We start from the raw sequence: 21,497 nt of genomic DNA, 5'->3' as shown, positions 1-21,497 counted from the left end.
CTTGGGTGGGACCCTGACCTCGCGGTGTTTCGAGGGATCAAAGGAGTAAGTCATGCCTGTCTCCCCCCGCTGGTTACATATCCTCGCCGCACGCCGGCTGCGCCCCGCCGCGGTGGCGCTGCTGCTCGTCGCGATCCTCCTTCCGGGCGTCGCCTCGGGGCAGGACGCGAGCGTCATCGACGCCTTCTCCCGGCAGATCGCCGGCGAAGTGGAGGGGGACGGCGTGGGGGGCATCTCCGCCGCCGTGTTCAAGGGAGATCAGGTGCTGTGGGCACAGGGCTTCGGCTGGGCGGACCCCGTGAAGCGGGTCCCCGCGGGCGTGCGGACGATCTATCGCACGGGGTCGATCTCGAAGTCCATCACGGCGGTCCTGATGGCGGACCTGATGGAGGACGGCATCGTGGGGTTCGATGACGCCCTCGTGGACCATCTTCCGGAGGCCAGGGGCCTCGGGGATCCACGCGCCGGGATGGCCCCCATCACGTTCCGGCAGATGGCGAGCCACACCGCGGGCCTCATCCGCGAGCCCGAACTCGAGGGTGCGGCGGCCGGACCGATCGAGGACTGGGGGCACAAGATCCTCGCGTCGATCCCTCATACGCGCTACGACACGATGCCCGGGGCCCGCTACCAGTACTCGAACATCGGATACGGGATGCTCGGCTACGCCCTCCAGCGGGCGGCTGGAACCTCCTTCATGGACCTCGTCGAGGACCGGATCTTCGAACCGCTGGGCATGCGTTCGTCCACCTTCATCGTCGGCCCCGACCTCTGGCGCCGGGTCTCGGTGGGCTTCGCCATCGACCCCGAGGGCGCCGTGGACGCGGACATGCCCGCACTCGAGCACGAAGGACGGGGATACAAGGTACCGAACGGCGGCGTTTACTCGACGGTGGGTGATCTGGCCACCTTCGGAGCCGCGGTGATGGGGATGACCGAATACGGACTCCTGGAGCCCGCCACCCGCCGCGAGTTGATGACCGTCCAGACGCCGGAAGACCCGGAGAACGGGTACGGCGTCGGCTTCTCGGTTCGTACGGTGATGCTCGAGGGCGGACGGACGGTCCGTTTCGTCGGCCACGGGGGGTCCGTCGCCGGGTACAACATGTACCTCGTGTTCGAGCCCGAGAGCGGCTACGGAGTGGCGCTCGGGCGCAACTACACCGGCGGCACGACGAACCTGGGCGAGGCCGGAAACGGGCTGCTGCGCGCGCTGCTCGAGGCCGCGGGATGACACGCGCATGGCGACCTGTCGCGGCCTGAGCGGGGGGGCGGCGCTTCTCGCCCTTCCGGCGCTCCTCCTGACCGTGGCCCCCGTCTTCGGCCAGGAGGAGGAGGAAGACCGGACGATTCGGGCGTGCGAGCAACTCGGCAACGCCGACCTCGAGGTGGGGATCGACGGGATCGTCCGCGATGAGGAGAGCCGGATCCCGCTCCCGGGGGCCACCGTCCTCATCCGGTACGAGGCCGAACGGGAGATGGCGACTCCGGAGGACGTGACGGTCGAAGCGGACGAGAACGGCCGATACCAGGTGTGCGGCCTCGTCGCCTTCCGCGAGGTGCGGGTCCGGGCCCGCTACCGGAGCCAGCGCGGCAAGGAGCGCAAGGTCGACCTGGACCGGCCCCGGCGCGTCGAACTCGAGGTCGATCTGGGGGACGCGGCCTTCCTCGTCTTCTCCGTCGTCGCGGCGGAGAACCTGCAGCCCGTGGCGGGCGCGGAGATCGACTTTTCGCCTCTCCCGATTTCGGGCGTCACGGACTCGCTCGGCCGGGTCGGGTTCCGCAGGGTGCCGCCGGGCACCTACGGCCTCCACGTCGAGCACCTCGCGTTTACGCCGGTCGACACGGAAATCAACGTCCTTACCGATCAGACCGCCGAGCTCCGGGTCGAGTTGAACACGCGGGCGATCGCGCTGGCGCCGATCGAAGTCAGGGTCACCGGCCGCGATCCCTACCTCCTCACCTCGGGCTTCTACGATCGCCGCGGCGACATGGAAGATGGCTACTTCGCCACCTTCCCCGAGATCGACAACTACATCCATCTGGGGCAGGTCTTCCAGTTCAAGCGTGAACTCTCCATCCGGTACAGACGCCGGCAGCTCATCTTCCTGAACGGCAGACTGGCGAACCAGGTCGGCTTCAACGCGGGTAACCTGGGCGAGATCGAGTTCAGCAGAGTCCGAGGAATCGAGGCCTATAGGTGCGTCGACGCGCCGCCCGGAATGTTGAACCGAGTACCAATCGGAATGAAGATGCGCGACTGCAACGTGATCGCGATCTGGACGCGCTGACGTCGCGGTCCCCGCCGACCTGACCATTCCTTGACGGCGAGCAACCTCTGGCGCTCCGTGCGCGAGGCGATTGGGGGCACCGAGCAGGACTTCACCACCGGCAGCCTGAACCGGGGCGTCCTGCTGCTCGCCATCCCGATGGTGCTCGAGATGCTGGGCGAGTCGCTGTTCGTGGTCGTCGACGCGTACTTCGTCAGCCGCCTCGGGCCGAGCGCCCTGGCCGCGCTCGCGCTCACGGAGTCGATGCTCGCGGTCATCTACTCGATCGCGGTGGGGCTCGCGATGTCCACCACGGCGATGGTCGCCCGGCGCACCGGAGAGAAGGACGAACGCGGGGCGGCGCGGGCCGGTGTACAGGCGATTCTGCTCGCGGTCGGCATCGCCGCGGTGCTCGGGCTGACCGGCGCCCTCCTCGCCCCCTGGCTGCTCCGCGTCATGGGCGGCGAGCCCGAGGTCGTGCGGGTCGGGACGAACTTCGCCCGCATCCAGATGGGGGGGATGGTCGTGATCATCCTCCTCTTCGTGAGCAACGCGATCTACCGCGGGGCGGGCGACGCGACGATGGCGATGCGATCGGTGTGGCTCGCCAACGGGATCAACTGCGTGCTCGACCCCTGCCTCATCCTGGGACTCTGGATCTTCCCCGAACTCGGACTGACGGGCGCCGCCGTGGCCACGACCACGGGGCGCGGGATCGGGGCCATCTACCAGCTGTGGCACATGTCGCGCGGAGACCGCATCCGCGTGCGGCGCGAGGATGTGCGGCTCGACCTCACCGTGATCCGGCGGCTCGCTCGCGTGTCACTCGGCGGCATCGGCCAGATGCTCGTCACGCAGGTCAGCTACATCGCGTCGATCCGCATCCTGTCCGAGTTCGGAACCGTCGCGCTGGCCGGGTATTTGCTCGCGATCCGCGTCGTCATCTTCATCATCCTCCCCGCGTGGGGCCTCGCGAACGCGGCGGCCACGCTCGTGGGCCAGAACCTCGGGGCGGGGAAACCGGAGCGCGCGGAGCGGGCCGTCTACCTCACCGGATCGTGGAACATGCTGTTCATGGCCGTCATCACGGTGATCTTCGTCTGGCTCCCGGACCTCATTCTGGCGCCGTTCGCGATGGACCCGGAGACGAACGCGGTGGCGGTCCGCGCCCTCCGCATCATCAGCTACGGCTACATCTTCTACGCCTGGGGCATGGTGACGATGCAGGCGTTCAACGGGGCGGGCGACACGGCGACGCCGACCTGGATCAACGTCGGGGTCTTCTGGTTCTTCCAGCTCCCGCTCGCGGCGACCCTCGCCTTCCCGCTGGGGCGGGCGGAGAACGGCGTCTTCTGGTCGTTCGCGATCGCCTATTCGCTGTCGGCCGTAGTCGGCCTGACGCTCTTCCGCCGCGGGCGGTGGAAGAAGAAGGTCGTGTAGGCTACGCGGAACACCGGCTCCGCCTTGCAGACCCCTTCGAACGAAGGGCGAGCACGACGCGAAGCTGTGCGCCCTCGGCGACTTCCACGGTCTGAGCGGAACTGTAGAAGCCTCCGCACAGGGCCCGGATCCGGTACGAGCCGGGGGGCAGACCCTCCAGCGAGAATGCCCCTGTTCGGTTCGTCACCGCGCGGAAGTCAGTGTCGTCAACGGTAATGCGCACCGCCTCAAGGGGCTGGCTGGTGACCTCGTTGATGGCAAGGCCCGTGACCGATCCGGGAGGGGTCACGGGCACGCTGAGCCTCACGTCCGCCCCGGCGGCGGCGGGGACCGCCAGGCGATCACCCGCGTGAGGACCGTAAGCGGCCGCCAGGTCGACCTCCGCTCCGGCGGGAAGATCGCACAACCGGTACCGCCCCAGCGAGTCCGTCCGGACGACCGTCTCCACCCGTTCGAGCCCCTCGGAAGTCGGGTACGACGAGATCACATGCGCCGCCGGCAACCTCACCGCGGTGACCTCGTCCTCCACGAACCCCTCCAGCGCCACTTCACCGGGACGACCGGTGGGCTCGCACAGCGCTACGTCGATCTTCGGAACTTCCGCCATGGCGGCGGTCCAGTTCGACCACAGGATGATCGCGCCGCACTCCATGCTCTTACCGTTCCAGGCGAACCACGGGATCTTCGTGCCTGCCGAGTACAGCTCGGCCGCTCCAACTTCGAACGTGGATAGTTCTTCCAGCAACGTCGGAGGAGGGCCGGCGGCGGACCGGTACGTGCCCGCCGGGTTGATCGAGCGCGCTCTGCTCGTCCCCCACCCGGAGGTTGTCCCGATCGGCTTGCGGTCGAGGTATACCGGTACGTCGGGACAGCGGGGCATGGGTCCGCGGCCCTGGAGCGTCGACATGAAGTCGCTCAGGCGAACGTAGCCAGCCTTGTTCGCCTCGATCCATTCGGGCTCGATGTACGTTCCCCAGCCCTCCTCCTTGCGGTCGTAGAAGCCCGTTTCCACCAGCCGGGGCGGACGTCCCTCCACATCCACGTTCAAGGGATCCAGCGGGATCGCCTGTGGCCTCAGGCGGACGTCCAGGGATCGCCCGTCCAGTCCCACCTCCAGCGCCGTGCTGAGGACCTCGTAGCCGATACGCCTCACTCCCAGAACGTACGCGCCAAGAGGAACCGCCTCGAAGGCGAACGCGCCCTGCGGGCCGGTCACCGTCTCTCGGACCGACCCCGAGGGATCCGCGAGCCGAATCGTTGCGCCCTCGACCGGCGCTCCGGTCTCGTCATCCGTGACGACGCCCGCGACTCGCAGCGTTTCCTGAGCCGCTACCCCCACCGGGCCGAGGGCTCCGTTCGCGGCCATCGTGATCGCAAGGGTCAGCAGCGGCAGCCGTACCGCCGGGCGGGGAGAGCACGCTGGACAGCGTTTGTGAGCCGTTTGCACCTTCTGCAAGTTCCCCGGGGTTGTTTGATCGTCGCACTGCCGGCGGAGGTTGAGAGCGCCCACCGACCCGCAACGTAGACGCCGCGCACTCAAACAGGGTCACATAGCGGATCCGGGGGCCGGATCGCTCAGGGGTTTCCGGTCGAGCTTCCGGCCTCCAGCGGGACGGCAGGGGTCAGCCTCACGACCCGGACGATCGGGAAGCCAAGATCGTGGGTTTCGCCATAGGCCATGAGCCCATCGGGGCCGAACGCGTCCGGGATCCGCAGGCCGCCCGACTGGATCGTGCCGAGATAGCGGGCGTCCGGGGTCACGATGTCGATGGACCCCTCCTCCCCCGGAAGCCCCCTCCGCTCGACCCAGAGGCGGCCCTCGAAGTCCAACGCGAGATCGTCGATGGCGGGAATCGCTTCGGCGAATTGCATCTGCTCGATCGTGGTCCGCCGGGCCGCGGTCATCTGCTCCTGGAAGCCGCTGGGGAGGGGAAGGCTTCCGCCCAATGGAGAACTCACGCGTACCCCCGGTCCGTCCAGCTGGTCCAGCCGCCACTCCCTTTCCGCATCGCGGATCGCGTCGGTGACCGGGATCGGGCGGACCGGACGCTCCAATACGTCCGCCACGGTGCCGGCTTCATCGACCAGCTTGATCCGGTAGTCGACCGAGTCGACGACGGCCAGCCGTCCGTCCGGCAGCGGGACGAAGGAAAGCGAGGGATCGAAAGCCCGAACGGGTCTCATCGTGAGCCGAATGGCGCCCTCGGTGCTGACGCCCTCTCCGGTCGGCGGTGGCGGGTCCCACGCGGTGTACCACACGTCACGGCCTCCGTCCGGCCCGTATCTGATGATCGGACGCTCCGCCTCCGCGGCACCGGAGTTCGTGCTAAAGGACATCCCCCCGTCCGCGGTACTGGTGATCCGCGTCTCGCTGTCGGTCAGGATGCTCCCGTCGGGGAGCCAGCCACGTACGAAGCTGGGCATCCCTCGCTGGGGGTCGAAGGGCACCGACTCCAGGTACTCGCCCTCCTGGGTGAAGAACTGGATGCCTCGGCGCGAGCGGTCGAAGACGGCGAGCCGGCCGTCGGCGAGGAGGGCTATCGATCGTGGCTCCGTCAACTCCCCCGGTCCCTCCCCCTGCCGGGAGATGGTCCGCATGTGCGCGCCGGCGCGGTCGAGCACGACGACATGGCCCGCCTGCTCGTCCAGAACGAAGAGATCGCCCGCCTCGTTGAAGACCAGGTCGGCCACGTCGCCGAAGACCTCCCAATCTTCTCCATCCAGGGCGCCGACGGTCCAGAGGGACTCCCATTCGGGGGCGACCGTGAAGTCGGGGCTGTCCATGCCCGCCGATCCGCCCGCCGGTGGCCCGGCACCGCCGTCGCCGCCGCAGGCGGCCAGCGGGCCCAGGGCGACGGCAAAGAAGCCGGGAAGTCCGAATCGACGCGAAGTTCGGGCGGTCGGTCCGGAACGCCGGGAACGCGGGCTGAAGTGCATCACGAATGACCTCCCCTGGGAAGTGCCAACCTTTCCGGGACACGACACTGGGACGTGTCCGGACCGCGGAGGGTTGCAGGGCCGGAGTACGCCGAACGCATGAGAGGCCTCCGCGCCCGCCTGCGTCTACTCCTTTTTCTTCGTGGTGATGTGGACTACGCCGTTCTTGCCCGCCTCGCCGTAGCTCTCGATGGCCAGTGATCCCTTGATGACCTCGACGTGCTCGATGTCGAGGGCCCCCAGGTCCGAGAACGCCACATCGTCGGCCTGGATCACCCCATCGATCACGATCAGGGGATCCATCGTTCCGCGAGTGCCCGGCCTGAGAATCACATCCGCCTCGCCATCCTGGTCGACGTCGCCGACTACCCCCGTGACCACGAAGTCAGTGATCTTGAGAGGCCGGTCGGCGGGAGAGGAGGCGTCGTCCTGCTCGCGGGCCGTGGACCCCACGACCTCGAAGGTGAGCCACTGCGAGATCCAGACGGCGGTCGGCTGGTCTTGGTTCTTCGCGGGCTCGAACCGCATCACCTCGACGACCTCCATCGCGGCCCCGTCCAGCGCGTCGGCGCCGCTCGAGGTCTTCATCTCCTGGTTCGCGACGAGGCCCGACTCGTCGATGTACAGCCAGATTTCGATGCGGCCGCCCACGCCCCGGTCTCTGAGGTCTCGCGGATAGGCCTCCCGCAGCGCCCGCTGAACCTCGCCGGCGTTCTGCAGCACCGGATTCGTGTCGAACGGGACGAACGTCGGCCGGTCCGACCTGGAGGTGCTCGGTGCGGATGGCGTGGGTTCGAACGTGAGCCACTGGGAGACCCAGACGGCGGTCGGCTGGTCTCGGTTCATGGCGGGCTGAAAACGCATCGCGCCGGCGACTAGCAGGGTGCCGGCGTCAAGGGCGTCGTGGCCGCTGGATGTCTCGACAAGCTTGTTCCGGACGATGCCGGTCTCGTCGATGTACACCCAGAGTTCGATCCTGTCGCCGATTCCCCCAGTCTTCAGGCCGTCGTACACCGCCTGAAGCATCAATTGGACCTCGGGTCCGTTCATGAGTACGGGGTTCGTGTCGAACGGGATGAACACGGGCCGGTCCGCCTCGGCGACCGCCTCGGCGCTGGGCGTGGGCGCTGGCAGCCATTCAATAGCTTCGAAAGGCGGGGTAGGCGCCGAGGCGGACGCCTCCGGGGCGTCCATCGCCGTCTCGGGCCGGGGGGCGCCCAGCACGAGGATGATGGCGAGCGCGGCCAGGCCCGAAGCGCCAAGGGTGCGGGTGACGCGGAGGCGCGCGAGGGGCTCCGTCATGCGGCGAAGCCGCCGCTCCACGGCCGGCTTGCGCTCGGCGAAGGCCGCGGCGGCGAGGAGCGGCGCGGAGACGCGGGCTCCCACGGCGAGCAGGGCGTCCGCATAGTCCCGCGGAGACTCGCCCCGGGCTAGTACTCGGCGGTCGCAGTCGAACTCGATCGCCAGCCGAAGCCGGGACACCTGCCACCACAGGAAGAGGTTCCACGGCATCAGCACGAGCGCGGCGATCCCCGCCGCGAACAGGCGGTGGTCGCCCGCGCGCTGGTGCTCGCGCTCGTGGAGGGAGACGAGACGCAGCAGCCGGTCCTCGAGTTCCGCGATCCACCTCGGCATCACGACGACGGAGCACCCGACGCCCACCACGGCCGGACCCCGGTCCGCGGAGAGCAGGACCGGCGACCCCTGGACTTCGGCGGGCGTCCACGTCCGCATCTCCGAACGCAGGCGCCCGTAGGCCCGCACGAGGTAGAAGCCCATGGCGAGCACCAGCAGCGCCCAGGCCCAGCCCAGGAGCGCGCTCACGGCCTCGACGTCCAGCCCGGCGGCGGCCTGCGTGCCGGTCATCGGATCCGGCACGGCGGGTACCGAGGGGGCCACGACCGCCTCGCCAAGGCCTGCGAGCGGCGCCATGGGCGACGGCGCGGCGCTCGGGAACAGCCCCGGGGCGACGAAGGCGACGATCGGCGCGATCACCGAGCCCGCGATGGCCGCGAACCAGCCCCAGCGCACCGGCTTCCGGTAGTGGCCCAGCGCCCGCTCCGAGGCGTAGGCGGCCAGCCCCAGCAGGGCCGAGACCAGGAGGCAGTATCCGATCCAGGTGATGACCATCTTCCTACTCCTTCGAGCCGAGGCGCTCGTCCACGAGGCTGCGCAGGCTCTCGAGTTCCTCCTTCGAGAGACCGCGATCCGAGACGAGGTGCGTGAGCAGTAGCTCGGGCGAGCCCTGGAACATCTTCTGCACCAGGCGGCGCACGGCGCTCGCGCCGGCGCACTCGCGCCCCACGAGCGGGTGGTAGCGGTAGGCCTTCCCTTCCTGGGTGTGGCCGGCGTACCCCTTCTCCTCCAGCGTGCGGAGGATCGTGAGCACAGTGGTGTAGGCCAGGTCGTCGCCCAGGCGTTCCTGCACCTCGGCCACCGTGGCGGCCCCCATCTCCCACAGCACCGCCATGAGGTCGATCTCGCGGCTGGTGAACTTGATCTCCACGTGGCTGGTCCTTTCCGTGTCCGAACGTTCCGGCGTCAATCGTCTCCGCTCAGCCTAAGCCGGGGTGCGAGATGTTGTCAACTAGAACCGTAGTAGAACGTCCCAAGCCGGTCGGGTGGGACGGATCGCGGATGCTACACCTGGTTCCGGGACCAGTTCGTCGCGAAGCGCACGAACCAGGAGGCGCCGGCCGACCGCAGCAAGCCGCGGGCCTCACGCTGATTTGCCATTACGCTGCGTGGCGAGAACGTGCCGGCGATCACCCTCAGCTTCTCTGCGCTCAGCCGGTCGATCGGGGCCGTCCGGTCCGCAGCATCCATGAGGCGTCGGACCGCGTGTCGTCGCCGCTCCGATTCCATGGCGGCGCTCAGGAACCACGTGACGAGGTATGCGTCGTTCTCCCCCGCGCCATCGGGCCCGTCTTCCAGGCGCTCCAGCGAAGCCCGGATCTCTGCATGATTCTGATCGAACAGGGCCAGCAGTCCATTCAGGGCCCAGGCCTGCGGACCAAAGGGGTTTCGGTCGGCCTGATCGGGCCGCGAAAGCATCTGCCCCGTGTACCTTCGGCAACCGTCGAAGTCGCCCTTGAAGAACGCGCATTGCGCCAGGTTCAAGAGGGCGTAGGCCCGATCCGCCCTGGGGCTCTCGAGTTCCTCATCCATTGCCTGACAACTGCTCAGACGCTCCAGGGCCGCATCGAAGTCTCCGAGTTCCAGGAGCACTGCGCCCAGGTTGTTGAGCTTCATGCATCCGTAGCGGTTTTCGTCCGGAGGCCCCGGTAGCGTGCGCAACAGTTCCAACGCATCGCGAAGATGCGCCCCCCGCATCGCGACCCAGAACTCCGCGGCCGCGATGGTCCTGCCGGCCTCGTAGCCGAGGTGCCCGAGCCTGTAGCGGGATCTCTCGAGCAGCAGGCGTGCCTCGCTACGCGTTTGCTGACGCGCGACCTCGTTGAAGAGGAGTCGGAACGCGTCACACCAGATGCCCGCGTAGCGGGCATCTCCCGCCGCGATCGAAAGGAGCGTGCGGCGGATGGCCTCGAATGCCGAAGCCCGATCCTGTTGCGAGCCGGCTTCCATCGCCTCGAGAACGCGGAGTTGCACGGCCATCGCACGGTCGAGCGCTCCGTCCGTCGCGTGTTCGCGTGCCTCGGAGAGACGGCGGCGCTGGAGATCCCGCGCGAAGGGATCCCCGGACGCCGTCGCGGCCCGCGCCAACGTCAGGTGGACCCGGCTGAGGTCGTTGCCGCGGTCGGCGGTAGCCGCGATCTGGTGTAGTACCGAGGTGGCCCGCCGGAATCGCCCGCGCTGAAGCTCCGCCTCGGCGAGGAGAAGGCCGGCGCGCAGCCGATCCCGACCGGAGGCAGCGCATTCAAACGCGACCTGCCCGGCCTGGCCGGCGACCGGCGAACGACCCGCCCGCAGGGCCTCCAGGGCCACCTCGCATCCTCGGTCGAACGCCCGCGAGTGCTGTCCGGCGGCCGCGCGCTCGCCCGCAGCGGCCGAGCGCGCACTCAGACTCCCTTCCTCCAGAGTTCGGGCCGCCTCGAGGTGGATCCTCGCGCGTTCGGGCTCGACGAGCCTCCAGGCGAGGACGTACCCGGCGAGGAGGCGGTTCAAGCGGATGACTCCGTCGCTCGAGTGGATCCAGCCTCTCTCCTTCAGCCGATCGAGATCGTCCCACGCTGACCGCTCGGCCACGACCGACTCGGTGTGCGCGCGGGAGGTGGGCGTGAGCACGGTCAGGACCGCGGCGAGTTCTCGCTCGCCCGGGGAGAGCGGCTCCAGTTGATGTCCGACCAGGGAACGAACCTCCGCGGATCGCTCGTACGCGAATCGACCGCCCTCCATGTCGCCGTCGATTCCGTCGGACTCGTGCTCGTGGCTGATCCACGCCCGGGCGATCGCGCGCGCCAGCCCCGGGTTTCCTCCGGAGAGCTTCGCACTCGCAGCCGCCCGTGGAAGGCTGCACAGGCGGTCGCCCTGGTGGACCAGCGCCGCGCAGACATCCGCGTCCAGCGGATCGAACGTGAGCACAAGATCCAGCAGTCGCGCGGCCTCGGCCTGTCGAGCCGGCGCCGACCCCGACAGACCGACGATCAACGTGCGAGACAGGTCCCCGGTCCGAAGCGCGGCGTCCACGTTCAGCCAGTCCCGGGCATCCGCGTCAATGACGACGAGCCGGAGCTTGCCGGCGTGCCGCCCCAATGCCTCCGCCAGATCCACCTCCGCTTCCCCGCGGTCCCCGGCCAGCCACTGCACGACGCCGCCCGCGCTCTGCACGACCCGGGCGAACTCGCGCATGACGAGGTTCCTGCCCATGCCCCGTTCGCCGACGAGTGCGATGCGCACCGGTACCGGGCCGGCACTCCGAAGCGCTTCAGTCAAACGGCGAAACTCGTCATCCCGACCCCGGAGGCGAGCTTCGCCCGGCTCGTGAACGGCGAGGAACCTCGATCCGCTCTCGCCCCCGGCCCATTCGGCCAATTCCGTCAGCTTCAGCGCCGCACCCACCCAACCGGCGTCCCGGAGAGCCTTGTAGTGGGCGAGCGCGGATGCGGGATCGCCCTTCATACACAGCCCGCGCATGAGGGCGCAGTGCGCCTCCTCGTCGAATTCGTTCTGTCTGACCATCCGCAGGGCAGCGAGACACGTCTGGTCCCAGTCGCCGCTCGCTTCCGCCGTGCGCTGCGCATTCCTGAGGGCGAGCGTGACCAGAACCCGACATCTCTCGCGCTCTCCGTCGAGCCACCGCTCGAATCCATCGGCCCCGAGATTGGCCAGTGCGGGAGCGAAGTCACCGCGGTACAGGTCGATCACCGTCTCGTGATCCCTGGCCTGGAACGCCTTCTCGAACCGGTCGAGTTCGTACACGATCCGGTTCGGCATGAGCCGGACCGAGTGGGTATCCACGGAGAGCAGCGGGCCCACGTTCGATCGGATGTCGTAGAGCGCCTGGCTCAGCGAATGGCGGGCCTTGCGGTCGTGGCCGTCCCAGAGGAGGTAGGCGAGTTCATCCCGCACATGAACCGTGCGGGGGTGAGCCGCGAGATAGAGGAGGAGGCCGGTGTGCTTGCGCGACCGCAGCGAAACCCTGAGTCCACGGGCGTCCTGAACCGTGACTTCCCCAAAGCACCGGAGCGTTAGCATGTCTTCCCCGGCAACAAGATACGGAGCCGGAGGGGTTCGACTTCCGCGAGGTCTGCAACGGGATTCGGCCCGGGGGGCGCTAGAGTTCGTCCGGGGCGTCGAGGGCGTCCAGGATCGCCGCCTCGATCTCGTCGAGCAGGTCCGGCCATTCGAGATCACCCGTCTTGGTCACCGTGATGAAGTTCTCTACGAGGAGGAGGGCCCGGACCCCATCGATCTCGAACAGCCGCGCCGCGAGCGGGTCGCCCGCGGCCGCGCCGGGATCGAAATAACTGCGGCTCCCCTCCCCGGGGACATCGCGATCGAGCACGAACTTCGCCGCGTTAGGATTCGGCGTTCCCTCGACCGTTATCTGGATGTCGGATTCTGTCATCGGATTACATGTGTGTCCGCGGACGTACGTGATCCGCTTGAGTATCGGCAGGACGCCCGCGCTCGCAAGGTCCGGGGGTGTTTCCCTTGCTCGAACCGCGACCCGCGAGCACGATTTCGATCCATGATCGCTTGCAGAAAGCTCGGATTCGGAGTCGTCGTCGCGGTCGCGGGCGCGCTCGCGTGCCCGCCCCCATCGGCGGGGCAGTCGGCCCCCGCCCGGGCGCCCCTGGACCGCGTGCTCTCCTTTCCGGCACCCGTCGGGGACGAGCGGTTGGACGTGGACCGCGGGGCCCTGGGCGCCTGGCACCGCATTCGCCAGCTGGCCACGACCGCCAGCCTCCTGCACGTCACGGCCCACCCCGACGACGAACATTCGGGCATGCTCGCGCTGGCCAGCCGGGGGTGGGGGGCGCGCACCGCCCTCCTCAGCCTCAACCGCGGCGAGGCGGGTGCGAACGCCATTGGCCCCGAACTCTTCGACGCCCTCGGCCTCATCCGCACCCGCGAGTTGGTCCTCGCGGGGCGCTACTACGGACTCGACGACCTCTACTTCACGACGGCGGTCGACTACGGCTACTCGAAGTCCGTGGACGAGGCCTTCCGCAGCTGGGACCGGGAGACGGTGCTGGAGGACATGGTCCGCGTCATCCGTCTCAACCGACCGCTGGTGGTCGTGAGCCGCTTCCACGGGTCGGCGCGCGACGGTCACGGCCATCACCACGCGGCGGGCCTGCTGACCCCGGAAGCCGTCGCGGCCGCCGCGGACCCGGCCCGCTTTCCGGACCAGATCACCGGGGAGGGGCTACGCCCGTGGAGGGTTCTGCGCACCTTCCGGGGCGGTGTGCGCGCGGGTGAGCCGTTCCATGTGGAGGTGGACGCGACCGGGGACAGCCCCTGGCTGGGCGACAGCTACCAGCGCTGGGCCAGCCGGGGGCTCGCACTGCAACGCTCCCAGACCGCGGGACGCGTGCGGACGGGGGGCGGGCGCTACCTCTACGAGCGTCGAGACCGGGAGGGAGCAGCCGAGGGCGGCGACCGTGAGGCCGCGGCTTCGTTCTTCGCCGGCCTGGATGTGAGCCTGGGCGGGTTGCCCGCGCTCCTGGGCGAGGAGGCCACGCCGCAGGCGGCCTCCCGGCTCGCCGAGCTGCAGCGGATGATCGACGGCGGCGCGGCGGAGTTCGACTTCCGCGCGCCGGCGCGGTCGGTCCCGGCTCTGGTGCGAGGGCTGGAGTTGCTGCGCTCCGCCATCGCCGCGCCGGAGGCGGCGCCCGAGACCCGTTTCCAGCTGTCGATCAAGGAACGGCAGTTCGAGGACGCCATCCTGGCCGCGGCCGGCGTGAACATCGTGGCCGAACTCGAGGGCACGCCGCGAAGCTCGGTGCTCGTGCCGGGACAGACGGCGACCGTCCGCGTATCGGTGACTACGCCGGGGCCCGGCGACATCGCCATCTCCGCGGTACGGCTCGCGGATCGCGGTGGCGGGACCCTCGCCCTCACGGCGGATGTCGGGCGCGGCGAAGGCGGGTTCACGGCGGAGTTGCAGCTGCGGGCGCCCGCCCCCGGTCGAGACGGCGCCACCGCCGAGGCCGCGGCGCCGTACTTCGGACGCGACGGTCTGACCCGCAACCAGTATGAGGTGTTGGATTCGACCGACCTCCATCTGCCGTGGCGGGGGTCGGCGCTTTCCGCGACGGTCGAACTCGTCGTGGAGGGGGGCAGCGTGGCCCACTCCGTTCCCGTGACGGCGTCCGTTCCCCGTCTCCCCTACGGTTCCGTCACGCGAACGGTGGAGATCCTGCCCGCGCTATCCGTCTCGGTCGAACCCGCGGTGCGGATCGTCCCGGTGGAGGCTGCGGGCGCCCCGAGCGTGGGCCCGGATGCCGGCGCTTCGGGCCCGGTGGAGGTGCGGGTACGGATCACCGCGAACGCCGGTCCCCTCGCGGCGGAGACCCGACTCGAGCTGCCGGACGGGTGGACGGCGACCCCCGCGGCCGTGCGCCATGACTTCCGCGACTCCGGGGAGACCGCGGACGCGTCCTTCGCCGTCACTCCGCCGCCGGGGTGGCGCGGCGCGGTGGAGATCCGGGCGGTGGCGCGCGCGGGGAGCGCGGACGACACCACCGAGTACGGGACGGGATTCCGGACCATCGAACACCGCGACCTCCGATTGGCGCGGTTGTGGCGGCCGGCCCGAGCCACGGTTCGGTCGGTGTCCGTCGCGCGGATGGATGGAGCCCGAATCGGCTACGTCATGGGCGTCGGCGACGAGGTTCCGGCCGGCATCGAGGCGCTCGGGGCCACGGTCGAACTTCTCGACGAAGCCGGCCTCGCGGCGCTGGCGCCGGGAGCGGACGCCGTCGCCGCCGGGGAGACGCGCTTCGACGCGATCGTTATCGGTACCCGGGCCTACGCGGTGAGGGAGGATCTGCTGGAGCACAACCAGCGCCTGCTGGAGTACGCACGCGGCGGCGGGCACCTCGTCGTCCTCTACCAGACCCAGGAGTACGTCCCGTCCGCCATGGCCCCCTACGCGGCGTCACTCCCCCGCGGCGCGGAGGAAGTGTCGGAGGAAGACGCCCCGGTCCGCCTCCTGCGGCCGGACCACCCGCTGATGAGTACGCCCAACCGTATCACCGAAGCCGATTTCGACGGGTGGGTCGAACAGCGCGGATCCAAGTTCTTCGCCGAATGGGATCCGGCCTACACCCCTCTGGTGGAGACCCACGACCAGGGTCAGGCGCCGCAGGAGGGCGTGTGGCTCACCGCCCCGGTGGGCGAGGGACGCTACACGTATCTCGCCCTCGCCCTCCACCGGCAGCTTCCGTACGGCGTGCCGGGGGCGTACCGCATCCTCTCGAACGTCCTGACACCCCGGGGCGAGGGCGCAGCCATGCCCGGACGGGACCCCGGCGGCCCGCGGTGAACCGTTGGCGCTGACTCCGCTCGACTGGATCGTCGTCGGCATCTACGGGGCCATCGTCCTCGCGATCGGGTTCGGGTTCGCGCGGCGGGCGAGCGGCAGCGTGGAGGACTATTTCATCGCCGGCCGATCCCTGCCCTGGTGGCTGGCGGGCACCTCGATCGCCGCCACCTGGTTCGCCACCGACGCCCCGCTCGCCACCGCGGCCCTCGTGCGGCGTCAGGGCGTGTACGGCAACTGGCTGTGGTGGTACGAAGCGGCCGGGATCCTCATGCTGACCTTCTTCTACGCGCGCCTGTGGCGGCGGGCGGGCGTCCTGACCGACGCCGAGGTGATCGAGATCCGCTACGGCGGCGCCCCGGCGCGGGCGCTGCGCTGCTTCTCGGCCGTGTACCAGGGGCTGCTCAAGAACGCCGTCGTCATGGGCTGGGTCATGCTGGCCATGGTGAAGTTCAGCCGCGTGCTCCTGGGCTGGGACCCCGCCGTCACGCTGGCCGTCTGCGTGGGACTCGCGCTGGCCTACACCGTGGCCTCGGGGCTGTGGGGCGTCGTCGTCACGGACCTCCTCCAGTTCGTGGCCGGCATGCTGGGGGCGATCACCCTGGCGGGGATCGTGCTCACCCGCTTCGGCGGCCCCGCGGCCATGGCGGAAGCCGTCCGCGCGGTACCGGAAGCGCCTGCGGGGGCGCTCGATCTCGTGCCCACCGCCGCCAACGCGTCCTCGCTCGAGATCGTCTCCTTCCTTTGCCTGATCCTGATCCTCTGGCTGCGGAGCGGGCAGGGGGACGGCTACGTGGCGCAGCGCCTGTTCGCGACGCGAGACGAGGGCCAGGCGGTGAAGGCGTCGCTCTGGTTCGCCTTCGCGGGCACGGTGCTGCTCACCTGGCCGTGGATCGTGGTCGGGCTGGGGTCTCTCCTCGTATTCCCGCCGGCGGCCATGGACCCGGCGCTGGCCGCCGACCCCGAACTCGCCTATCCGATGATGATCCGGGAACTCATGCCGGCCGGGTTGCGGGGGCTGATGGTCGCCACCTTCCTGGCCGCCTTCATGAGTACGATGGATACGCACCTGTGCTGGGGGGCGTCGTACATGGTGAACGATGTCTACCGCCGTTTCCTGCGCCGGGACCGCTCGGAGCGGCACTACGTCGCGGCGTCGCGGATCGCGGTCGTGCTGCTCGCCGGCGTCGCCGCGGCGGTGGCCTGGCAGATGGACTCGATCCAGAGGGGCTGGATCTACATCATCGAACTCACGGCGGGGGTCGCGCTCGTGTGGCTGCTCCGCTGGTACTGGTGGCGCGTGAACGCCTGGGCGGAGATCGCCGCCATGGCGGGCTCGGTGCTCCTGGCCAACGGCCGGGTCCTGCTCGCCGCGGTCGAGCCGGTCCTGCCCGCCTCGGTCATCCGGGCCGCCGACGGCTTCTACGCGCCGGAGATGGACCTCATCCGGGGGGTGATCATCCTGGTCGCCTGCACCGCGCTGTGGCTGGCCGTCGTGCTCGCGACGCGGCCCGAGTCGGACGAAGTGCTGGACCGCTTCTACCGTCGCGTGCGCCCGGGCGGCTGGTGGGGCCGGGTGGCCGAACGCACCGGAGTCGTCTCCTCCGACCCGTCGGCCAACCGCATGTGGCCGGGCTTCCTCCTCGGCGCGCTGTTCGTCTATGCCAGCCTTCTCGGCGTGGGGTATGTGCTCACCGGCCGGGCCGGCATCGGCGCGCTCCTCCTCGCCGTGTCGCTCGGCGCAGCCGTGATCACCGTGCGGATCGCGAACGCGACCACCTCTCCATCCGCGCCGGGAGGGGCCGCGTGAGGGACGCGCTCAGGATCGTCCTCGTCGGGGCGGGCAGCCGCGAGTTCGGCCCCGCGTCCATACGGGATCTGCTCCTGAGCGACGCCCTCTGCGACCGCGGCCTCGACATCGTTCTCGTCGACATCGACCCGCCGGAGCTGTCCCGGACCCGGGCTTACGCGGAGTCGGTGGCCGAACGGCTCGGGCGCTCCGTCTCATTGTCCGCGACCACGGATCTCGCCGAAGCGCTCCCCGGCGCCCATGCCGTAGTCATGGCCATCGAAATCCGGCGCTACTTCTACTGGGCGCAGGACTTCCACGTGCCCCGCACCTTCGGCTCCTCGCAGATCTACGGCGAGAACGGGGGCCCGGGCGGTCTCTTCCATGCGCTGCGCAACATGGGCCCTTCTCTGGCCGTCGCGCGCGCGATGGAGACCCACTGCCCCGACGCGTGGCTCGTCAACTACACGAACCCGCTCACGAAACTCTGCGAGGCCCAGAGCCGGCTCTCTTCGGTACGCGTGGTGGGGCTCTGCCACGGCGTGTTCCACGGCACCGCGCAGATGGCCCACCTCCTCGGACTCCCGCCGGAGCGGCTCGAAGCCCGGGCCAGCGGGCTCAACCACTTCTCGTGGTTCGAGTCCGTCCGGGACCGGGAGACGGGGGACGACCTCTATCCCGAACTCGAGAGGCGGGAGCGGGAGGCGCACTGGCTCCACGACTGGGACGAGATCGCGCTGAGCCGGATCCTGTTTCGGGTGTTCGGCCGCTACCCGAGTCCGGGAACGAACCATATCGGCGAGTATCTGGGCTGGGCGCAGGAGTTCCTGGGCAGCAGCCTTCTCCAGTTCTTCTACGACCCCGCCGAGGGCACGCCGTGGGAGACGGGAGAAACACCGGCGTGGATCTACAACCTCGGCGACCACCCCACCGACGTGCCCGCGTTCCCGGCGTCTCCGCTGCACAGGGTGAAGCCGGGGAAGGAAGACGAGGCGGGCGACGGGCCGGCCCCCTCCGGCGAACTCGCGGTCCCCCTCCTCGAGGGAGTGCTGTGCGGTATCGACACGCGCCTCGCCGCGGTGAACATACCGAACGCGGGATACGTGCCCGGCCTGCCCGACGGCGCCGTGGTCGAGGTCCCGGCTCGTGCCGACAGCGGCGGTCTCCATCCCGCCACAATGGCGCCTCTGCCGGAGGGAATCCTCGGGCTGCTGCGGACACAGACGACGATCAACCGGCTGCTGGTCGAGGCGTTCGCGGAGGGGGCTCGCCGGACGCTCCTGCAGGCACTGCTTCTCGATCCGACGACGCACTCATACCGCGCGGCGGTTCAGACGATCGACGAGATGTTCCGTCTGCAGGGCGATGTGCTGCCCGACATGGAGTGGTAGCGCCTGTTGGCCCCGGGGCGGGCCGGGTTGTCGGGGCGGCCCCTCCTACCAATTGTAGGCGGTCCATGCGCCGCATTCGGAGCCCGGACAGGCGAGGCGAATCCGAAAGGGCGAGTCGTCGGACCGCGGTGCCGGGTGCTGTTCGACGCAGCGCACCATGCGGGTTTCGCACCGGGGGCACTCCGGCTCACCCCCGGGCCCGGCGTGCCGGCGGTCGTGCCGCTCGAGGGCCTCGCCCGCCTCGAACTCGAGGAGAGGCCCGGCGGTGCGGGATGACTGCGGCGGGTCGCTCATGGAAGGGAAGGATATTCTGAATCAGCACGCATCGGCCAGTGCGGCTGCCGACGCCGCCGCCACCCCCGTGAGCGGCCTTCCGCTCGACGACCGCGTCGACGAGCTGAGGCGGCAATTCCCGATCGTCTCGAGGAAGGCCTACCTCAACTCCAACTCGCTCGGCGCACTCTCCCTGCGCTCGCTCGACGAGCATCGGCGGTTCGAGGAATTGTGGAACGAGATGGGCGCCGGCGCGTGGTACGAGATCTGGGTCGCCAAACTTGAAGAGGTTCGTGAATCGTTTGGTCGCACGGTCGGAGCCGGCGCGGACACGATCGCGCTCATGCCCAGCGTCTCGGCTGCCGTCGCGGTCGTCTGGGGGGCGGTGGCCGCGAGCGCCCGAGCCACCGGACGGAACAGAGTCGTCCTCACCGAACTCGATTTTCCGACCGTCGGCCACCACTTCCTTTCCCAGCGCGCGAACGGTCTCGAGGTCGAGATCGTGTCGAGTCCGGACGGGATCCACGTGCCGCTGGAATCGATCCGGGAAGCCGTCGACGAGCGCACGGCGCTCCTCGCGACATCGCACGTCTTCTTCACCAGCGGCAACACCCAGGACGCCGCCGAACTCACCCGGATCGCACACGATTCGGGCGCGTTCATATTATTGGACGCCTATCAGTCAAATGGACAACTCGAGATCGACGCCCCGGCGCTGGGTGTGGACTTCCTGGTGGGCGGGGCGCTGAAGTGGCTCTGCGGCGGCCCCGGCATGGCCTACCTCCACGTGCGCCCGGAGGTCCGTATCGACCCGGTCACGTTGTCGTGGTTCGGTGTCGAAAACCAGTTCCTGTTCGACATCCGGGACGCGACGCCACGTGCGGATGCGCGACGGTTCGAGCTGGGCACGCCGGCAACGGGCGTCGCCTACACCGCCGCCGGGGGATTGTCGGTGCTTCTGGAGTGCGGAATCGCCGCCATCGAACAGCGTAACCGGGGTTTGGCCCAAGATTTGCGAGACAGACTGGCGGACCTCGGATACGGGCTCCATCAAGCCGCGGATCCGGCCGCGCGGTCTGCTCTTGTCCTCGTGGAGCACGAGGACGCCCCCGGGGCCGTACATCACCTGGCCGAGCGACACATCATCGTCGATCATCGGGGCCCTCTCGTCCGTTTTTCGCCTCATTTCTACAACACGATCGAGGACAACGAGCGGGCCGTAGCGGCGCTTGCGGGAACGTAAGGCCAGGGGGTACTGCTCGAAACGCCTTACGGGACAAGGTAAAGCGAATAAGTAAAGCGATTCATGGGTTCACGCGGTCTCGTCGTCGCCTTCCACAACATCCGGGGCGGGGGGCCGCGACGGTGCTCACGGTCTACGGCTGGGCACCGCTGACCAAGGGTCTCTTCTATCTGCTGTTCCCGACACTCGGTCTCAAGGGGATCGCGCGGGGCCTCAGCCTCGGCGCCGGGCAGTGGAGAGCGGCCGGTGGTTTGGTCGCAGTGCTCGGGATCGTCGTCCTGTGGTACGCCCTGGCCTAACCGCCCGCCGCAAATCACGCCGGCGGCGGGCGTCGGAGCGGCCGACATCTCTTCGTCTTTTGTTCGGCTCAGGCCAGCGCCGCCTCGGCGGACATGGCCAGGGCTCCGGCGTCATCCAGCGCTCTCAGACTCACCTCTCGCTCCCTCGGATCGCCCTCGATGGTGATCGGGCGGTCGACAAACATCGGGCGGCGGGCGCGGAAGGTCAGCGAGCGCAGCGACCGTCCGGAGCGGCGGGTCGCGAGGTCGGCGAGCAGGAGCGCGGTCAGCGGGCCGTGCACCACGAGATCGGGATACAGTTCCACGCCGCGCGCGTAGTCCCGGTCGTAGTGGATCCGGTGGGCGTTGAAGGTGAGGGCGGAGAAGCGGAACAGCATGGCCGCATCGGGCGTAACCGACTCCGACCACGCCATGTCACCCTCCGGGCCCGCGACCCGGGGTAGCCTCGGAGGCGCGGTGGGTCGATCGAGGAAGACGAGGTCCTGCTCCTCGATGATCTCCCCGCCGGCCCCCGAGATCCGGTGTTCGACCGTCACCAGCACCAGTGGGCCGCTCCGACCCTTTTTGGGGGTGATCGCGCGAATGGTGGACCGGCGGCGGATCGACTCTCCGATCCGGACGCTTCCCTCGAATCGGAGCCGTCCCCCGGCCCACATGCGACGCGAGAGCGGCAGCGCCGGCAGGAACTCGCCCCGCTTCTGGTGACCGTCCACGTCGAGCCGGCTGCCGGGTGCCAGCTCGCGGCAATACATCCAGTGGAACAGCGGCGGCAGCGGATCACCTTCGCCCAGCGTCCGCGGGTCCCGGTCCAGTGTCGCCAGCATCGCGCCGGCGAGCGCCGGCGAGGCCCGATCCGTCACCTCATCGCTGCGCCCGACCCAGGCGGCCCATTCACTCACAGTGCG

General features: G+C 69.4%; 16 protein-coding genes. 9 read left to right on the top strand and 7 right to left on the bottom strand.

Annotated features, from left to right (window positions below; translation table 11 throughout):
• The first annotated feature begins 52 nt into the window (after positions 1-52).
• The 3 genes from ACOQPP_RS15090 to ACOQPP_RS15080 are packed head-to-tail and all read left to right on the top strand — an operon-like array spanning position 53 to position 3,710.
• Entirely contained in the window at positions 53-1,234 is a 1,182-nt protein-coding gene (locus ACOQPP_RS15090; RefSeq protein WP_420636823.1) for a serine hydrolase domain-containing protein, read from the top strand.
• Between the two features lie 7 nt (positions 1,235-1,241).
• A complete protein-coding gene (locus ACOQPP_RS15085) occupies positions 1,242-2,291 on the top strand; it encodes a carboxypeptidase regulatory-like domain-containing protein (RefSeq protein ID WP_419167851.1) in 1,050 nt (349 codons plus the stop codon).
• Between the two features lie 30 nt (positions 2,292-2,321).
• Entirely contained in the window at positions 2,322-3,710 is a 1,389-nt protein-coding gene (locus ACOQPP_RS15080) for an MATE family efflux transporter (protein WP_419167852.1), read from the top strand.
• Between the two features lies 1 nt (position 3,711).
• Here the strand turns inward: ACOQPP_RS15080 and ACOQPP_RS15075 are convergent, their stop codons facing one another.
• From ACOQPP_RS15075 to ACOQPP_RS15050, 6 genes are all read right to left on the bottom strand, one after another.
• Entirely contained in the window at positions 3,712-5,076 is a 1,365-nt protein-coding gene (locus ACOQPP_RS15075) for a carboxypeptidase regulatory-like domain-containing protein (protein WP_420636822.1), read from the bottom strand.
• A 209-nt stretch (positions 5,077-5,285) separates the two neighbouring features.
• Positions 5,286-6,494 carry a 6-bladed beta-propeller gene (locus ACOQPP_RS15070; protein ID WP_420636821.1) on the bottom strand — a complete coding sequence of 403 codons (1,209 nt, stop codon included), beginning with the start codon at positions 6,492-6,494 and terminating at the stop codon, positions 5,286-5,288.
• A 279-nt stretch (positions 6,495-6,773) separates the two neighbouring features.
• The gene (locus tag ACOQPP_RS15065) at positions 6,774-8,777 is read right to left on the bottom strand and encodes a TonB family protein (protein ID WP_420636820.1); all 2,004 of its coding nucleotides are present in this window, start codon (positions 8,775-8,777) and stop codon (positions 6,774-6,776) included.
• Positions 8,778-8,781: 4 nt separating this feature from the next.
• Entirely contained in the window at positions 8,782-9,192 is a 411-nt protein-coding gene (locus ACOQPP_RS15060; protein WP_420636819.1) for a BlaI/MecI/CopY family transcriptional regulator, read from the bottom strand.
• Between the two features lie 95 nt (positions 9,193-9,287).
• A complete protein-coding gene (locus ACOQPP_RS15055; RefSeq protein WP_419167859.1) occupies positions 9,288-12,302 on the bottom strand; it encodes a BTAD domain-containing putative transcriptional regulator in 3,015 nt (1,004 codons plus the stop codon).
• 79 nt (positions 12,303-12,381) lie between these two features.
• Complete coding sequence (locus ACOQPP_RS15050) at positions 12,382-12,675, bottom strand: NifU N-terminal domain-containing protein (protein WP_419167860.1); 294 nt, start codon at positions 12,673-12,675, stop codon at positions 12,382-12,384.
• Positions 12,676-12,798: 123 nt separating this feature from the next.
• On the opposite strand from ACOQPP_RS15050, the gene ACOQPP_RS15045 reads away from it, so the two are divergent.
• The 6 genes from ACOQPP_RS15045 (at position 12,799) to ACOQPP_RS15020 (ending at position 20,592) form a co-directional block, all read left to right on the top strand.
• Positions 12,799-15,600 (top strand): PIG-L family deacetylase, encoded by a 2,802-nt coding sequence (locus ACOQPP_RS15045; protein ID WP_419167861.1) that lies wholly within the window; start codon positions 12,799-12,801, stop codon positions 15,598-15,600.
• Between the two features lie 4 nt (positions 15,601-15,604).
• Complete coding sequence (locus tag ACOQPP_RS15040) at positions 15,605-17,407, top strand: sodium:solute symporter family protein (RefSeq protein WP_419167862.1); 1,803 nt, start codon at positions 15,605-15,607, stop codon at positions 17,405-17,407.
• On the top strand, positions 17,404-18,777 hold the full coding sequence (locus ACOQPP_RS15035) for an alpha-galactosidase (RefSeq protein WP_419167863.1): 1,374 nt from the start codon (positions 17,404-17,406) through the stop codon (positions 18,775-18,777). The genes ACOQPP_RS15040 and ACOQPP_RS15035 overlap by 4 nt, the downstream gene beginning before the upstream one ends.
• A gap of 135 nt (positions 18,778-18,912) precedes the next feature.
• On the top strand, positions 18,913-19,053 hold the full coding sequence (locus ACOQPP_RS15030; protein WP_419167864.1) for a hypothetical protein: 141 nt from the start codon (positions 18,913-18,915) through the stop codon (positions 19,051-19,053).
• Positions 19,043-20,293 (top strand): aminotransferase class V-fold PLP-dependent enzyme, encoded by a 1,251-nt coding sequence (locus ACOQPP_RS15025; protein WP_419167865.1) that lies wholly within the window; start codon positions 19,043-19,045, stop codon positions 20,291-20,293. Before ACOQPP_RS15030 ends, ACOQPP_RS15025 begins: the two co-directional genes overlap by 11 nt.
• Before the next feature lie 122 nt (positions 20,294-20,415).
• Positions 20,416-20,592, top strand: a complete 177-nt coding sequence (locus tag ACOQPP_RS15020) for a hypothetical protein (protein ID WP_419167866.1) — start codon at positions 20,416-20,418, stop codon at positions 20,590-20,592.
• Between the two features lie 68 nt (positions 20,593-20,660).
• Here ACOQPP_RS15020 and ACOQPP_RS15015 read toward each other — a convergent pair whose 3' ends face one another.
• Positions 20,661-21,491, bottom strand: coding sequence for an FAS1-like dehydratase domain-containing protein (locus tag ACOQPP_RS15015; protein WP_419167867.1), 831 nt, complete (start codon positions 21,489-21,491; stop codon positions 20,661-20,663).
• Between the last annotated feature and the right edge of the window lie 6 nt (positions 21,492-21,497).

Source organism: Candidatus Palauibacter sp. (genome assembly GCF_965222475.1).
GTDB lineage: Bacteria > Gemmatimonadota > Gemmatimonadetes > Palauibacterales > Palauibacteraceae > Palauibacter.
The sequence above is the reverse complement of the archived record's forward strand: the minus strand, read 5'-3'. Positions and strand labels throughout refer to the sequence as shown.

Bases quoted from the DNA above. Each gene is read 5' to 3' on its own strand.
- ACOQPP_RS15070 (WP_420636821.1), bottom strand. From the start codon at position 6,494: ATGGACAGCCCCGACTTCACGGTCGCCCCCGAATGGGAGTCCCTCTGG.
- ACOQPP_RS15090 (WP_420636823.1), top strand. From the start codon at position 53: ATGCCTGTCTCCCCCCGCTGGTTACATATCCTCGCCGCACGCCGGCTG.
- ACOQPP_RS15075 (WP_420636822.1), bottom strand. From the start codon at position 5,076: ATGGCCGCGAACGGAGCCCTCGGCCCGGTGGGGGTAGCGGCTCAGGAA.
- ACOQPP_RS15085 (WP_419167851.1), top strand. From the start codon at position 1,242: ATGGCGACCTGTCGCGGCCTGAGCGGGGGGGCGGCGCTTCTCGCCCTT.
- ACOQPP_RS15045 (WP_419167861.1), top strand. From the start codon at position 12,799: ATGATCGCTTGCAGAAAGCTCGGATTCGGAGTCGTCGTCGCGGTCGCG.
- ACOQPP_RS15050 (WP_419167860.1), bottom strand. From the start codon at position 12,675: ATGACAGAATCCGACATCCAGATAACGGTCGAGGGAACGCCGAATCCT.
- ACOQPP_RS15055 (WP_419167859.1), bottom strand. From the start codon at position 12,302: ATGCTAACGCTCCGGTGCTTTGGGGAAGTCACGGTTCAGGACGCCCGT.
- ACOQPP_RS15065 (WP_420636820.1), bottom strand. From the start codon at position 8,777: ATGGTCATCACCTGGATCGGATACTGCCTCCTGGTCTCGGCCCTGCTG.